Genomic DNA, 15,237 nt, shown 5'->3' on the forward strand with positions numbered 1-15,237 from the left:
AGGGTCCGTACACAGGGCCCAAGAGATCCCTCTCCCCACCGACTTGGAGGACTCGTGCGTCACAGACTTATCGTCCCGGGTGCGGCCGTGCTCAGCCTGCTGCTGGCGATCCCGGCATCCGCGGCCAGTTTTCACCCGGGAGCTCCGGGGGTGGGCGACAGCTACTACCCCGAGAGCGGCAACAGCGGATACGACGTCTCCCACTACGACCTGCGGCTGAAGTACCAGCCGAAGACGGATCTGCTGGAGGGGACGGCGACGCTGCTCGCCACGACGACCCAGGATCTCTCCCGTTTCAACCTGGACTTCGGCCTCAAGGTCAGCGAGATCCGGGTCAACGGCAAGAAGGCCGCCTACACCACGTCCGGTAAGCATGAGCTGGAGGTCACGCCGGCCGCGCCGCTGGAGAAGGGCAAGCAGATCAGCGTCGTGGTGCGCTATGCGGGCAAGCCCTCGGAGCTGAAGATCGACGGCTTCAGCGCCTGGGCCCGGACGCCCGACGGCGGGGTGATCGCGCAGGAGCCGGACGCCGCCGTGTGGTGGTACCCGAGCAACGACCACCCCACCGACAAGGCGACGTACGACATCTCGGTGGCGGTCCCGGACGGCACCCAGGCGCTGAGCAACGGCGTGCTGCTGTCCGAGACCTCCAAGCTCGGCTGGACCCGCTACAACTGGCGCTCGGACAAACCGCAGTCGACGTATCTGACCACGCTCGCGGTCGGCAAGTTCGACATCACCAAGGACACCACCGCAAACGGCCTGCCGGTCATCAACGCCGTCAGCAAGGACCTGGGCAGCAACGAGGGCGCGGCAAAGGCCAGCATCGAGCGCACCGCCGAGGTCGTGGAGTGGGAGGAGGGCCTCTTCGGCCGGTACCCCTTCAATGCGCTGGGCGGGTATGTGCCGAACGTGCCGGCCGGGTACGCGCTGGAGACCCAGACCCGCCCGTTCTACGGCAAGAAGGTGTTCGACAACGGCGCCAACGTCTCCGTGGTCGTCCATGAGCTGGCGCACCAGTGGTACGGCGACAGCGTGTCCCTCAAGGACTGGAAGGACATCTGGGTCCACGAGGGCTTCGCCCGCTACGCCCAGTGGCTGTGGTCGGAGAAGGAGGGCGAGGGCACCACGCAGGAGCTCGCGGACTATGTCTACGCGCAGCACCCGGCCGACGACCCGTTCTGGAAGGTCAAGCCCGGCGACCCCGGCGCGGCGAACCAGTTCGACATCGCGGTCTACGACCGGGGCGCGCTGGCCATTCAGGCGCTGCGCAACAAGGTCGGCGACAAGGTCTTCTTCAAGATCCTGAAGGCCTGGCCGACCGAGAACAGGTACGGCAACGGTTCGGTGGCCGACTTCGTGAAGTTCGCGGAGAAGAAGTCCGGGAAGAAGCTCGCCGGCTTCTTCGACACCTGGCTGTTCCAGGCCGCGAAGCCGGCCGCGGGGGCGGATCGGGGCGTCACGATATCCGCGCGGAAGGCGCCGGTGGCGCAGCCGAAGTCGTGGAAGTCGATCGCGGCCACGAACCATGTGCACGAGGCGCACGGGCACTGAGGCGAGGCCTTCGGGCACCGGGCCGAGATGCACGGGCACCGAGTCAGGGCTGAGTGAGGGCGGAGTGAGGGGGAGCCGGGGTGTCACGCCCCGGCTCCCCCGCCGTGTCAGCGGCGTGCCGCCCGCCGGGCCCGCCGGGCGATGGGCATATAGCGCAGCCGCTCCGGAAGCACCGGGACCACGGCGCGCACCACCCGTCCGAAGCGGCGCAGCCGGCGCTCCTGCGCATCGGTCCACTCCAGGCCGAGGGCACGGCGGGCCTCGGGAGGCATCAGCCCGATGGTGAGGAAGCGCCGGAGCCGGGCGAAGCGCGGGCCGAGCCACGGCCAGGCCGGCCGGAGCAGCCACCGCAGCCGGCGCGCCCCGCGGTCGGGGACCGGCCAGGTCCGGTCCGTCGCGACCAACTCCCGCACCACGACGGTCTGTTCGAGATCGTTGTCGAGGACCTTGCGGTAGTACGGCCAGAACTCCTCGATCGTCTGGGGCATATCGCGGTCGTGGATGCCCAGGATCCGGCCCACCTGGAGCCACTCCGCGTACAGCTGCCGCTCCTGCTCTTCGGTGAAGGGGCGGCCGAGATAGCGCTGCGCGTGCCGGAAGACGGGGTAGCCGGTGGCGTGCACCCAGGCGTAGGAGGACGGGCTGAGCGCGTGGTACTTCCGGCCATGCGCATCGGTGCCCTGGATGGCCTTGTGCAGCTGCCGCAGCCGGCGCCCCTCCTCGACGGCCTCCTCGCCGCCGTACACCCACAGCTGCAGGGAGGTCAGCGAGCGCTCGCCGCGCCCCCAGGGGTCCGTACGGAATACGGAGTGGTCGTCGACGCCCGCGCCCACCGCGGGATGCGCGACCTGCATCGTCAGCGCGGCGGGCAGGGTCAGCAGCATGCGGATGTCCCCGACCAGTGACCAGAGGACGCCTCCGGGCGCCGGGGGTATCGGGTCGTTTCTCGCTGATTTCATACCGTTAATCATCATACGACTCCCCCAGGGGGCGGCGGGTGCGGGGATCGGTGCCGGGCCGGTGGGTGTGCCAGTACGCCAGGAACATGGCCGGGGCGATCCGCAGCGGCGGCGGCACCAGCGCCATCAGACCGCGCACCAGCCGGGCGAACCGCCGCAGCCGCCGCTCTTGCCGTTCCGTCCAGGTCAGGCCCAGGCGCTCGCGTAGTACGGGCGGCAGTACGCCGATGGTGACCAGCAGCGCATAGTGCGCGGCGACCGCGGCGAACGGCCGCCACACCGGGGCGGGCACCCACCACACCGGCGGCTTCTGCGGATGGGCCAGCTCGTCCAGGACGTCCCGGACGGCGGGGTTCATCGCCAGCCGCTCCGCGACCATGTCGTCGTAGTAGGCGCAGAACGACGCCCAGTCGGGCGGCAGATGGTGATCCTTCAGCCCCCAGACACGTCCGACGTCCCGCATCTCGCGGTAGTAGTCCTCCGTTTGCTCCGGCGTGAGCCCCTTTCCGAAGAGCCGCAGGGCATCGACCGGACCGCGGACGAGTGTGGCGTGCACCCAGTGGTACGCCTCGGGGTGCAGCGCGTGATAGCGGCGGCCCTGTGCGTCGGTGCCCTTCATCTCCCGGTGGACATCGAGCAGCCGCCGGGCCTCGGCCGTGGCGGCGGCCTGGCCTCCGTAAATGACGGTGCCGAGCGAGCCGACGGTACGGATCAGCCGCTGCCAGGGTTCGGCGCGGAAGTCCGAGTGGTCCTCGACGCCGGCGCCGACCACGGGGTGGGCGACCTGGAGCAGCAGAAGCTGCGGGGACGTCAGAAAGGCGCGGGTGTCGCCGAAATGGCGCCAGGCCACCCCGCCGCGGCGGGGTGCCCTTAGCTGCGAGGCCGGCCCGGATGCCGCTCCGGACGGTTCGGGAGGTTCGGGGAGTTCGGGAAGTTCGGGCGGGGTGCCGGCCGCGGCTGCGGTGTTCATCCGGCCGCGTGCGGTACTCATACGGCCTCGTGCGGTGCTCATGCGGCCTCCTCATGAATCCGTGTCAGCAGTGTTGACGCGGCTTGTGAAACAAGTCAATAGTCTTTGTAACATTGACTCACCCCATCGGGAGGACCCCGAAATGGCCGCGAGTGCACGTGAGTTGAGCCCCGAGGGACGCACCCACTGGAAGCGGACCGCCGTGATGCTGGTGCCGTGCGTCGCCTGTGTGGGTGCGGTCGTCATCGCCCTGGCCCAGGGCGCGATGGCCGCGTCCTTCGCCGTCTCCGGCAAGAACTTCAAGGTCTCCGCCGACGAGATCACCGGCCAGGGCATCTCCAGCTTCCCGTCGTCGCTCGGCAGCAAGGACGGCAAGGGCCACGCCGTACTGCTCGCCGGCATCAAGTCCGGTACGGCGAAAGGGGTCTGCCTGTCGATGAAGCAGAAGCTGCCGCTGGTCGGCGAGGTGTCGCTGCTCGTACGGTCGGGCGGCGAGCGGGCCATCAAGGGCGAGAACCTCGTCGTCAACGCCGACGCGCTGACCAGCAGCGGGGGCAGGGTGACCGGGGTGCAGGCGGGCCGGGACGCGTCAACTCTCCAGGCGGCTCCCGGAGTCAGCGGTCCGCCGGGGCTCTTCGGCGTCCAGGCCGACACCGCGCTGGCCCGTGATGTGCGCAGCACGGCCTGGGCCTCGAACGGTGGCTCGCTCACCCTCGACAAGGTCGAGATCGAGCTGAGCAGCACCGGCAAAGAGTGCTACTAGCCGGGAGGGGAGCGACTTGTGATCACGTTCGTTCTCGGCTTTCTCGCCGAGCTCGCCAAGGAGACCGGCAGCTGGCTCGATCGCGTCCTGCCCGCCCCCGGGCTGCGCCGGCCGCTGCGGTCCTGGCGGCGCCGACGCCCGTTCTGGGCGGGAGTGTGGGCGGTGGCCGGCGGTCTCGAGATGATCTTTCTGCCGCTGGCGCCGCTGCCGCTGATGCTCAAGGTCGGCATCGGCGCGATGTCCGCCATCGGCGTCGGCCTGGTCCTCATCGCGGGCGGCCTCTTCTTCGTTTTCGCCCCCGCACAGCGGATGTTCGTCTCGGTCGTCACCGCCATCGCCTCGCTCGTCTCGCTCGCCGCCACCAATCTCGGCGGCTTCGGCATCGGCTGCGGGCTGGGCCTGCTCGGCTCGTCGATGGCCTTCGGCTGGCTGCCGCATCGGCCGGCCGCGGTCGCCGCGGACCGACGTACCGCGGGCGGCACGGAGGCGGTGACCGCCCGCCCAAAAGCGCGTGAGGGCCGGACGGTCCGGCGTGTGCCGGGCACATCCGCCCTCGCTCTGACGCTGCCGCTCGCCCTGACGTCCTGGCTGATCACGGCCGCCCCTTCGGCGGCCGCCCGCCCGGCCGGCGGCGACCCCCGGGACGCCGCGGCCCGGGTCTCCCTCCCCTGCCTCGCCGGGGTGGACACCGGCGGCGCAGGCACCCCCGACCCCACCGGCCCGCCGCCCTCCGGAGGCGGCCGCCCCACCGCCACCGCGCAGCCGGGCAGGGTCGGTGCCCCCGACGACCTCACCGCGCTCAAGCCCCCGCTGGTCATCGGTGACCAGCCGGGACCGGGCCGCGCGACCTACCCCGTCAGCCCGTACCACCCCACCGTGAACGCCACCCGGCTCGCCGCCACCGACGCGATCATCCACGGCGCCACCTACCTCCCCACCGTGGGCGGCGGCCGGATCAAGGTCCTGTGGGTGCATGCCTCGCGGATCGTCGCCGACAACTACCACTTCGAGGTGTACGGCCCCGAGGGCACAAAGCACCTGCTCGACGTCCAGCTGGACATCAGGAACGTCGATGTCTACGCCACCTACCTCAAGGGCTCCCTCGAGATCCCCGGCCTGAAGGTCAACACCCCCCAGATCTGCATCGGCGCGGACATCGTCCCGGCCAACCTCCCCATCGCCGTCCAGCTCCCCGAACTGACCATGGAACCGGTCACCGCGGGCCAGGTCCTCGTCGATGCCGCCGAGGTGCGCTACACGGTCCTCGGCAGCCACTGAAGGCGCACACACGTCAGGCACACGACGACTCAGGCGTACACGTTTCAGGCGTACACGTTTCAGGAGGTGCCCGCCCATGGGCCGCTACACCCGCCTGCGCGAGATCCGCAGGATGGACCCCGAACGCGACTACGAGCAGATCTTCCGCTGGATCACCCGGTACGAGTTCCCGTGGGACTACGCGCAGGGCATCAGCATCGCCTTCCTGCGCGACTACGGCGTGCCGCGCATTTCCCAACTCCTCGACCGTACCCAGGAGTTCGAGCGCGCCGGACAGAAGCGCTACGACGACACGGTCCTCTTCGGCTACGAGATGGCCGCCGAGGGCTTCGACTCCGAGCGGGGCCGCGCCGCCGCCCGTCACCTCAACCGCATCCATGGCAAGTACAAGATCGCCAACGAGGACTACCGCTTCGTACTGGCCACCACCGTCGTCGGCCCCAAGCGCTGGATCGACCGCTTCGGCTGGCGGCCGCTGTGCGCCAACGAATGCCAGGCACTCGCCCTGGTGGGCCACAAGATGGCCGGGATGATGGGCATCGAGGGCGCGCCCCGCACCATGGCCGGCTACGAGAAGCTGCTCGACGACTACGAGGCCGAGATGTTCGCCTACGACCCGGCCAACCACCGTGTCGCCAACGCCACGTTCCGCGTCATGTCCGCCTGGTACCCGGCGGCCCTGCGCCCGGCCATCGCCCGCTTCTCTCTCGCCCTGCTCGACGAACCCTTGCTGCGCGCCCTGGGTTTCCCTCAACAACCCGCCTGGATACAAGAGTTGGCGACACGTGCGCTGCGGGCCCGCGCCGCCTTCGTGCGCCTGATGCCGGCCCGGCCCGAGTCGCGCCCCGGCCTGGCCCCGCCCCGTTCGTACCCCTTCGGCTACACCCTCGACGACCTCGGGCCCGCCTGGGCCCAGCACCGTCCGCTCCGGCCGCTGGCCTGCGAAGACGCGTCATGACGGCCCGGTTCACCTCCCGCTCCCCCGCCACCGGCGAACCGGTCGGCGACCATCCGGTGCACGGCCCCGAGGAGGTGCGCGCCGCCGTCGACAGGGCCGCTACGGCGGCGCGCCACTGGGCCGCGTGCGGCTGGGCGGGCCGCCGGGCGCGGCTGCTCGCCTGGAAGCGGTCGCTGGCCCGCCGGATGGAGGAGTTCGCGCGGCTGATCTCCGCCGAGACCGGCAAGCCCCTGCACGACGCGCGGGCCGAGGTGCTGCTCACCCTCGTCCACCTGGACTGGGCGGCTCGCAACGCCCGCCGGGTCCTGGGCCGCCGCCGCGTCCCCGCCGGCCCGCTCGCCGTCCACCAGCGGGCGCTGCTCGCCTACCGCCCGCTCGGCGTCATCGGCGTGATCGGCCCCTGGAACTACCCGCTTCACACCCCCATGGGCTCCATCGGCTACGCCCTCGCGGCAGGCAATGCGGTGGTCTTCAAACCCTCCGAACTGACCCCGGCCGTCGGGGAGTTGCTGGCGCGGAGCTGGACCGAGGAAGTCCCCGGCCACCCCGGCCTCCTCGAGACCGTCACCGGCCATGGCGCCACCGGTGAGGCGCTGGCCCGCTCGGGAGTCGACAAGGTCGCCTTCACCGGATCGCCGGGCACCGCCCGCAAGGTGGCGGCCGTCTGCGCCGAAATGCTCACCCCGCTGCTCGCCGAATGCGGCGGCAAGGACGCCGTCCTGGTGGACGCCTCTGCGGACCTGGACGCGGCGGCCGAGGCGATCGTCTGGGGCGCGATGGCCAATGCCGGCCAGACCTGCGCGGGCGTGGAACGCGTCTACGCCGTCGCCTCGGTCCATGCCGACCTGTGCGCACGCATCGTGCATCGGGTACGCGCACTACGCCCCGGCGCGGACCAGGACGCGGACTACGGCCCGCTCACCCTTCCCGCCCAACTCGCCACCGTGGAACGCCATATGAAGGAAGCCCTGGCCGCCGGCGCACGCGCACCCTACGGCGGCCCCGCATCGCTACGCCCGCCATACGTACACCCCGTCGTCCTGGTCGACGTCCCCGAGGACTCCCCCGCCATGCGCGAGGAAACCTTCGGCCCGATCGTCGCCGTCAACGCCGTCCGCAACCTTGACGAGGCGGTGGCCCGCGCCAACGCCGGCGACTACGCCCTGGGCGCGGCGGTCTTCACGGGCAGCCGACGCACGGGGCTCGCGGTGGCCGAACGCCTCAACACCGGTTCCGTATCGGTCAATTCGGTCCTCGGCTTCGCCGCGATCCCCGCTCTCCCCTTCGGTGGCTCCGGCGCATCCGGTTACGGGCGGATCCACGGCGCCTAAGGCCTACGGGCGTTCGCCACGCCGCGCTCCCTCACAGTGCGGCGCTTCCGGCCGCCGGTCGATCTGACGTCGTTCGCGAGACCGCGGCGCAGGGCGGAGCGCGCCGTTGAGCTGGGGCGACGGCTGCACGCGCGCCGGTGACGGGCCCGCCCGGCCCACCGGAGGCCCGCACCACCGACGGGGCCCGCCCGGCCGACGGCCCACCCGCCCGGCCGACAGTCCGCCATACCAACGGTCCGCCATGCCGACGATCCCCCATGCCGACGGTCCACGCCGCCCGCCGCCCACCGCCCGTTCAGCTGTCCAGCAACGGCATCAGATAGCGGCGCGCAAAGCCCCGCGCCTGGTCATCATCGTCCAGCGCAAAGCAGCTGACCGGATTGAGCAGAAAGGAGACCGTGATCCGCACCATCAGCTCGGCAACCGGTGTCGGATCGCTCTCCGCGCGCCCCTCCACCCGCTGCGCCCGCCGCAAATGCGCCGCGAGATACCCCCGCATCGCGAGAAAGGACGGCCCACTCTCCAGCGTCAGATACGGCAGCATCGTCTCCGGCTCCAACCGCATCAGGCCCCCGATCAACGGATGCCCCCGGATCAGCCGAAGGATGGCGGCGAACCCCTCCACCATCCGCTCCTCCATCGTCGGCAGCCCGGCAACCGCCGCGTCCACCTCCGCCACGAACTGCCGGTACTCCCTCAGCAGCACCTGCTGCACCAGCTCGTCCTTGTTGCCCACCCGCCGGTACACCGTGACCCGCGAGACCTTGGCCCGCTTCGCCACATCGTCCACGGTGGAACGCCGCAGCCCGAACGTCATGAACTGCTCTCGCGCGGCATCAAGAATCTTCCCGGTCAGCGCATCCGCGGCCGGCGCGCTCGCCATCGCCCGCGCCAGCAGTGACCCGTCATCCCAGGCGCCCGGCCCGGCAGTTGGCGTCGCATCCGTACTCCGTGCGCCCATCGGCCCTCCCCGTCCTCCCCGGTCCTCGTACCGGAGTCACGTAACACCGTCACGCAACAAAGACACTAACCGAATAGCTTTGTAACTACGCCCTGCCCAGGAGGCATTCGATGGCCACCCCGCTCACCCCGGAACAGCAGGACTTCGTCACCGCGCTGCGCGCATTCGCCCGCCGCGAGTGCGGTACCCGCGAGCAGCGCGACACCCTGACCGCCGAGACCGGCGGCCCGCACAGCCCCTCGCTCTACACGCGGCTGGCGGCCCTGGGCTGGCTCGGGGTGTGTCTTCCCGAAGAGTACGGCGGAGCGGGCGGCGGAATGACCGACGCCTGCCTCTTCCTGGAGGAGTGCGCCCACGGACTCGTCCCGGCCGGCGGCTTCATCACCTCGGTGATCACCGCCAAGGCGTACGAAAGGTTCGGCAGCCCGGCCCAGAAGAAGGCCGCGATCGGTGGCGCGATCGCCGGTCAGGTGCTGTCCATCGCGATGTCCGAACCGGGCGCGGGCTCGGACGTCGCCGCACTGCGCTGCCGCGCCGAACGCACCGAGAACGGCGGCTGGCTGATCAATGGCCATAAGACCTGGATCTCCAACGCCCACCTCGCCGAGCACATCCTGCTGGTGGCCAGGACCGGCGGCGACGGCGGCAGGCATGAAGGACTGACGATGTTCCATCTGCCCGCCGCCACCGCCGGCGTCGAGATCCGCGGCATCGACACCATGGGCGGCCGCGAGGTCAACGATGTCTTCCTCACCGATGTCCGGCTGCCCGCCGACGCGGTGGTCGGACGCGCCGATCACGCCTGGACCCAGCTGATGGCAGGCCTGAACGCCGAACGCCTCTTCCTCGCCGCCAACATGCTCGGTCTCTCCCGCCGGATCTTCGACGACACCCTCGCCTACGTCCGCGAGCGCGAGCAGTTCGGCCGCCCGGTCGGCTCATTCCAGGCGCTGCGTCACCGGCTCGCCGACCTGGCCACCGAAATCGAGTGCGCGGGCCTGCTCGTACGGGACGTGGCCGCCCGCTGCGACGCGGAACCGGACCGGCTCTTCCCCCGCGAGGCATCCATGGCGAAGCTCAAAGCCACCGAGACCGCCAAACACGCCGCCCTGGAGGGCATGCAGATGATGGGCGGCTACGGCTATGCGACGGAGTACGGCATGGAACGCCACCTCCGCACCGCCGTGGTCTCCACCGTCTACGGCGGCACCAGCGAGATCCAGCGCGACATCATCGGCAAGACCTACGGCCTGTAACGACGCCCTGCGGCCCGGAACTGCGGCCGCAGCCACGTGCGGCAAGTAAATCTCCCTGCCCTCAATCTCCCTCTCCCCAGATGGTTACCTGGAAGTAACCTCAGCTGATTGGATAAGCGTCGCCGGATCAAACCCCCACCCCCCGCAGGGAGTTCCCGTGTCGCACTCAGCGCTCCGCTCTACCCGGGTCGCCGCGATAGCCGCAGCCCTGGCCGCCGTCACCCTGACCGTCGCATCCCCCACAGCGTCGGCCGCCACCACCCCCCATCTGAAGGTGCTCACCTACAACACCTTCCTCATGAGCAAGAACCTCTATCCCAACTGGGGCCAGGACCACCGCGCGCAGGCGATCCCGGCCGCGGACTTCTTCCAGGGCAACGACGTCGTCGTCCTCCAGGAAGCCTTCGACAACTCCTCCTCCGACGCCCTGAAGGCCAACGCCTCGGCGCAGTACCCGCACCAGACCCCGGTGGTCGGCCGCAGCAAGGACGGCTGGGACGCCACCGGCGGCGCCTACTCCGCCGCCACCCCCGAGGACGGCGGGGTGACGCTGCTGAGCAAGTGGCCGATCCTGCGCAAGGAGCAGTACATCTACAAGGACGCCTGTGGTTCGGACTCCTACTCCAACAAGGGCTTCGTCTATGCGGTGCTGGACGTGAACGGCACCAAGGTGCATGTGGTCGGCACCCACACCCAGTCCACCGACTCGGGCTGCAAGGCGGGCGAGGCGGCCGCCGACCGCGCCCGGCAGCTCAAGGAGATCGACGCCTTCCTCGACGCCAAGAACATCCCGGCCGGCGAAGAGGTCATGGTGGCCGGCGACCTGAACATCGACTCACACGGCGACGAGTACAACGCGCTGCTCAGCAACGGCGACCTGGCCCCCGCGGACAGCCGCACGGGCCACCCGTACTCCTTCGACACCCAGGAGAACTCGATCGCCAAGTACCGCTACCCGAACGATCCCCGCGAGGACCTGGACTACGTCCTGTACCGCAACGGCCACGCCCGGCCCGCCGACTGGCAGAACAAGGTGATCAAGGAGGAGTCGGCGCCCTGGACGGTGTCCAGCTGGGGCACGGACTACACCTACACCAATCTCTCCGATCACTATCCGCTTCTGGGCGGCTGAGCTGCGTCAGGTGCGGCCGGCGGGTGGTCCGGCCGGCGGGCGCGGTCCGTCAGTGGTCGTAGACCGTCACCGGTATGCCGTGCCGGGTGAGCCGCTCGGATATCAGCGGCTCCACCCGGGACCACTTGCCGCCCGCCAGCCCGCAGCCGATCCGCGGCATATGGACCGAGGCCCCGAGTTCCTGGGCCTTGGCCGCCACCCGGCCCAGGCCCGCGTCGATGGCTTCGTACCGCACCGGAACGCCCTTGCTGCCCGTACGGATCCCGCGCTGCCCAACGATATTGGCCACCCAGAGACGCTGTCCGACCTGGACGAACTGCGCCGCGCCCAGCCCGAAGTCGTTCCCCGCCCGCGCGCGGTGCCATGCGCGGTATGCCGCCTCCGGCTCCGGCCAGCGGCGCGAGAGCGCCAGAACGAAGCCCTTGCCCCAGCCGCCGAGGTCGTTGCAGACATGGGCGATGATCTTGACGCCCTTGCCCTGCGGCGCGGTGGCGTCCCCCTTGAGGTACGTGACGTGTGAGATCCCCGTGTTCTCAGTCATGCCTCAACCGTAAAGGCGACCACTGACAATCGGTCGGGACGATCAAGCGCAGGGGCGGCCGCGGAAGCCTCTCGGGCCTCCGCGGCCGCCCCTGCGTTCTCAGGCGTCCGCTACTGCGCGGTTATTCCGCCAGTTCGCGTTCCTTGGCGATCCGGGCCACCCGGCCGCGGACCGCGTACCAGCCGGCGACCAGCGCGGCGGCCAGGACCGGGATCAGCATCACGGTCTGCCGGCCGACACCGTCGTCGAACCACATCAGCACGATGACGCCGACGAGGAAGACGATGGTGGCGATATCGGTGACCGGCGTGCCCGGGAGCCGGAACTTCGGGCGCGAGAGCAGCCCCTCACGGGAGCGGCGCACAAACACCATGTGACAGATCATGATCGTGACCCAGGTACTGATGACACCCAGCGCGGCGATGTTGATCACGATCTCGAACGCCTGGCCCGGCACGAGGTAGTTGAGCCCGACGCCAAGGACGCACACCGTGGCGGTGAGCATGATGCCGCCGTACGGAACCTGGTTGCGGTTCATGCGGCCGACGAACTTCGGCGCCGAACCGGCCATGGACATCGAGCGCAGGATCCGGCCGGTCGAGTAGAGGCCGGAGTTGAGGCTCGACATGGCCGCGGTCATCACGACGAGGTTCATGACATCGCCCGCGTACGGCACACCGAGGTTGGACAGCACGGTCACGAAGGGGCTCTCGCCACCGGTGAACTTGTTCCACGGCAGCAGCATCGCCAGCAGCACGACCGAACCGACATAGAAGATGCCGACCCGCCACATGATGGAGTTGACGGCCTTCGGCACGACCTTCTCGGGCTCATTGGTCTCACCCGCGGTGACACCGACCAGCTCGACGGCGGAGTAGGCGAAGACCACACCCTGGAGCACGATCACCATGGGCATCAGGCCGGTCGGGAAGAGACCGCCGTGGTCGGTGATCAGATGCAGCCCTGGCGTTTGTCCGGCGACCGGGTGCTGGGTGGCCAGCAGGAAGATGCCGATGAACATGAAGGCGACCAGCGCCGCGACCTTGATGATCGCGAACCAGAACTCCAGCTCACCGAAGATCTTCACCGAGATCAGGTTCACCGACAGCACGACCGCGAGTGCGATCAGCGCCATCACCCACTGCGGGATGCTGGTGAACATGCTCCAGTAGTGCGTGTAGAGAGCGATGGCCGTGATGTCGGCGATACCGGTCGTGGACCAGTTGACGACATACATCCAGCCGGCGACGTACGCGCCCTTCTCCCCCAGGAACTCCCGGGCGTACGAGACGAAGGAGCCGGAGGACGGGCGGTGCAGCACCAGCTCGCCGAGCGCCCGTACGACGAAGAAGGCGAAGAGGCCGCAGACCGCGTAGGCGATGGCCAGCGAGGGACCGGCGGAGTGGAGCCGGCCACCGGCGCCGAGGAACAGGCCGGTGCCGATCGCGCCGCCGATGGCGATCATGTTGATGTGGCGGCCCTTGAGGCCCTTGCTGTAGCCCGCGTCGCCCGCATCCTGCCGTGCGCCGCTCCCCCCGTCAGGTGACCTCTGGGCTGCGTCTGTGACGGTTTCTGTGCTCACTGCTGGTGGATCTCGCTTTCAGGCAGGTGCTTGAGCGGGGCCATAGGACTCCGCGGATCGCGCGAAGTCGGCCGACGGCACACCATCCCTGAAGACCGCTCCCCCGTCTGTGGGCAAGATCACATGGCGTAAAAACCTTGTAGGATGTGACGGTATTTCTCGTGAATCACCCGGCGGCGCAGCTTCAGGGAAGGGGTCAGCTCGCCGGTTTCCGGACACCACTCCTCACCCAGCAGCAAAAATCGCTTGACCTGCTCGGTCCGGTTCAGGTGCGTATTCGCGGCCGCCACGGCCCGCTCGACCTCTTCCTGGACGGCCGGATGCCCGGCCAGCTCCCGTAGCGTCCCCTCGATGCCGTGCCGCGCCGCCCAGGCCGGGGCCAGCTCCGCGTCCAGCACCAGCAGCGCCACCAGATAGGACCGGCCGTCGCCGTATGCCAGCGCCTGCCCGATGAGCGGGTGTTCCTTGAGGGTGTTCTCGACCAGCGCGGGCGAGACGTTCTTGCCCGTGGACGTCACGATCATTTCCTTCTTGCGGTCGGTCAGCCAGAGGTAGCCGTCCTCGTCCACCCTGCCGATGTCGCCGGTCGCGAACCAGCCGTCGGCATCGGCGGCCGGTTCCACCGACCCGTCCGCCCGCAGATAGCCGTCGCATACCGTGCGCCCCCGCACCTCGATCTCCCCGTCCTGGGCCGTGCGCACCTCGAGGCCGTCGATCGGGCGGCCGACCGAGCCCAGCCGGAAGGCGCCGGGACCGTTCGTCGTGGACACGCCCGCCGTCTCGGTCAGCCCCCAGGCATCCATGATCACGATGCCCAGACCGGCCCAGAACCGGACCACGTCGGGCGGCATCGGCGCGGACGCACTCGCGGTCCACACCAGCCGGTCGAACCCGGCCAGAGCCAGCAGCGGATCCAGCACCTCGGCCTTGACCTGCGCGTATGCGGCCGCCAGCACCTCGGAAGGCCGCTCGCCGCGCTCCCGGCAGGCCACATACGCACGGGCGGTCACGCCCGCCGCCTCCACCGCCGCCCGCCGCTCCTGCGGGAGCAGCGCGAGCGCCGCCCGTACGGCCGCCGCGAGCTTCTCCCAGACCCTCGGCACGCCGAAGAACTGCGCCGGATGCAGCTCGCGGGCCGTCGCGGCGACCGCCGCCGGGTCGGCGCAGAGATAGACGTGTGAGGCGCGGAAGACCGGCAGATAGATGCCCAGCATCCGCTCGGCGATATGGGCGAAGGGGAGATAGCAGAGGTGCTCGACATGATCGGGCAGCTCGACGGCGGCATCCAGCGCCCTCGCGTTGAGGAGCACATTGCGGTGGCTGACCACGACGCCCTTGGGATCGCCGGTGGTGCCGGAGGTGTAGACGACGGTGAGGGTGTCGGCCGCGTCTCCCTGCCGCCATGCCGCCTCGAACTCCTGGGGGTCGCGGAGACCGGCGCCGCGGGCGGCCAGCGCGGTGTAGGTCTCGTACCGGTCCGGATCGCCGGCGTCCTCCGCATCCACCAGCACCAGCTTCTCGAGCCGGGCGGCGGCATCGTCGAGCAGCGGCTCCCAGCGCCCGCGCTCGCGCGCACCTTCCAGGACGGCGAAGCGGGCCCTGCTGTGCCGGACGATATGGGCGATCTGTTCGGGCGCCGCGGTGCCGTACACCGTCACGGGGATCGCGCCGAGGTGTACGAGGGCGAGGTCGCTGAGCCAGTGCTCGGGGCGGTTGCCCATCATGAGGAGGACGATCTCGCCGCGCCGTACGCCGAGCGCGCGGTACCCGGCGGCCAGCTCCGCGACGCGGCGCCGGACCCCGGCCCAGCTCAGCGTGTGCCAGCCGGCGGTTTCGTCGGCGTTGCGCCAGGAGAGCGCGGGCAGTTCCCCGTGGTCCTCGGCGTTGCGTAACAACAGGGCGGGAAGGGTGAGTTGGTCCGGTTCGCCGGGCATGCGCAGGATCGTGGTCAA

General features: G+C 70.0%; 12 protein-coding genes and 1 pseudogene. 7 read left to right on the top strand and 6 right to left on the bottom strand.

Annotation, left to right across the window (positions count from 1 at the left end; genetic code table 11):
• Nucleotides 1-54: 54 nt before the first annotated feature.
• Nucleotides 55-1,554: a M1 family metallopeptidase gene (locus ACZ4S3_RS02710; protein ID WP_467924849.1), complete on the top strand. Its 1,500-nt coding sequence runs from the start codon at nucleotides 55-57 to the stop codon at nucleotides 1,552-1,554.
• Nucleotides 1,555-1,661: 107 nt separating this feature from the next.
• Here the strand turns inward: ACZ4S3_RS02710 and ACZ4S3_RS02715 are convergent, their stop codons facing one another.
• Entirely contained in the window at nucleotides 1,662-2,513 is an 852-nt protein-coding gene (locus ACZ4S3_RS02715; protein WP_467924851.1) for an oxygenase MpaB family protein, read from the bottom strand.
• 4 nt (nucleotides 2,514-2,517) lie between these two features.
• Nucleotides 2,518-3,525, bottom strand: coding sequence for an oxygenase MpaB family protein (locus ACZ4S3_RS02720; RefSeq protein WP_467924853.1), 1,008 nt, complete (start codon nucleotides 3,523-3,525; stop codon nucleotides 2,518-2,520).
• A gap of 100 nt (nucleotides 3,526-3,625) precedes the next feature.
• Here ACZ4S3_RS02720 and ACZ4S3_RS02725 point away from each other — a divergent pair, with 100 nt between their 5' ends.
• From ACZ4S3_RS02725 to ACZ4S3_RS02740, 4 genes and pseudogenes are all read left to right on the top strand, one after another.
• Nucleotides 3,626-4,246 (top strand): DUF6230 family protein, encoded by a 621-nt coding sequence (locus ACZ4S3_RS02725; protein WP_467924855.1) that lies wholly within the window; start codon nucleotides 3,626-3,628, stop codon nucleotides 4,244-4,246.
• 18 nt (nucleotides 4,247-4,264) lie between these two features.
• Nucleotides 4,265-5,524: a DUF6114 domain-containing protein gene (locus ACZ4S3_RS02730; protein WP_467924858.1), complete on the top strand. Its 1,260-nt coding sequence runs from the start codon at nucleotides 4,265-4,267 to the stop codon at nucleotides 5,522-5,524.
• A 76-nt stretch (nucleotides 5,525-5,600) separates the two neighbouring features.
• On the top strand, nucleotides 5,601-6,482 hold the full coding sequence (locus ACZ4S3_RS02735; RefSeq protein ID WP_467924860.1) for an oxygenase MpaB family protein: 882 nt from the start codon (nucleotides 5,601-5,603) through the stop codon (nucleotides 6,480-6,482).
• Nucleotides 6,479-7,954: pseudogene (locus tag ACZ4S3_RS02740) on the top strand (aldehyde dehydrogenase family protein). The gene ACZ4S3_RS02735 and the pseudogene ACZ4S3_RS02740 overlap by 4 nt, the downstream one beginning before the upstream one ends.
• Nucleotides 7,955-8,108: 154 nt before the next feature.
• On the opposite strand, the gene ACZ4S3_RS02745 reads toward ACZ4S3_RS02740, so the two are convergent.
• Nucleotides 8,109-8,774 (bottom strand): TetR/AcrR family transcriptional regulator, encoded by a 666-nt coding sequence (locus tag ACZ4S3_RS02745; RefSeq protein ID WP_467924863.1) that lies wholly within the window; start codon nucleotides 8,772-8,774, stop codon nucleotides 8,109-8,111.
• 110 nt (nucleotides 8,775-8,884) lie between these two features.
• On the opposite strand from ACZ4S3_RS02745, the gene ACZ4S3_RS02750 reads away from it, so the two are divergent.
• A complete protein-coding gene (locus ACZ4S3_RS02750; protein WP_467924865.1) occupies nucleotides 8,885-10,030 on the top strand; it encodes an acyl-CoA dehydrogenase family protein in 1,146 nt (381 codons plus the stop codon).
• A 157-nt stretch (nucleotides 10,031-10,187) separates the two neighbouring features.
• Nucleotides 10,188-11,162, top strand: a complete 975-nt coding sequence (sph, locus tag ACZ4S3_RS02755; RefSeq protein ID WP_467924867.1) for a sphingomyelin phosphodiesterase — start codon at nucleotides 10,188-10,190, stop codon at nucleotides 11,160-11,162.
• 49 nt (nucleotides 11,163-11,211) lie between these two features.
• Here the strand turns inward: sph and ACZ4S3_RS02760 are convergent, their stop codons facing one another.
• The 3 genes from ACZ4S3_RS02760 to ACZ4S3_RS02770 form a co-directional block, all read right to left on the bottom strand.
• Nucleotides 11,212-11,685 carry a macro domain-containing protein gene (locus ACZ4S3_RS02760; protein ID WP_467925227.1) on the bottom strand — a complete coding sequence of 158 codons (474 nt, stop codon included), beginning with the start codon at nucleotides 11,683-11,685 and terminating at the stop codon, nucleotides 11,212-11,214.
• 139 nt (nucleotides 11,686-11,824) lie between these two features.
• On the bottom strand, nucleotides 11,825-13,285 hold the full coding sequence (locus ACZ4S3_RS02765; RefSeq protein WP_467924869.1) for an amino acid permease: 1,461 nt from the start codon (nucleotides 13,283-13,285) through the stop codon (nucleotides 11,825-11,827).
• A 119-nt stretch (nucleotides 13,286-13,404) separates the two neighbouring features.
• Nucleotides 13,405-15,237, bottom strand: a complete 1,833-nt coding sequence (locus ACZ4S3_RS02770; protein ID WP_467924871.1) for an AMP-dependent synthetase/ligase — start codon at nucleotides 15,235-15,237, stop codon at nucleotides 13,405-13,407.

It is taken from the genome of Streptomyces sp. NPDC028368, assembly GCF_055565615.1.

Coding starts and splice junctions, on each gene's coding strand:
- ACZ4S3_RS02715 (WP_467924851.1), bottom strand. CDS start 2,513: ATGAAATCAGCGAGAAACGACCCGATACCCCCGGCGCCCGGAGGCGTC.
- ACZ4S3_RS02725 (WP_467924855.1), top strand. CDS start 3,626: ATGGCCGCGAGTGCACGTGAGTTGAGCCCCGAGGGACGCACCCACTGG.
- ACZ4S3_RS02735 (WP_467924860.1), top strand. CDS start 5,601: ATGGGCCGCTACACCCGCCTGCGCGAGATCCGCAGGATGGACCCCGAA.
- ACZ4S3_RS02720 (WP_467924853.1), bottom strand. CDS start 3,525: ATGAGCACCGCACGAGGCCGTATGAGTACCGCACGCGGCCGGATGAAC.
- ACZ4S3_RS02745 (WP_467924863.1), bottom strand. CDS start 8,774: ATGGGCGCACGGAGTACGGATGCGACGCCAACTGCCGGGCCGGGCGCC.
- ACZ4S3_RS02750 (WP_467924865.1), top strand. CDS start 8,885: ATGGCCACCCCGCTCACCCCGGAACAGCAGGACTTCGTCACCGCGCTG.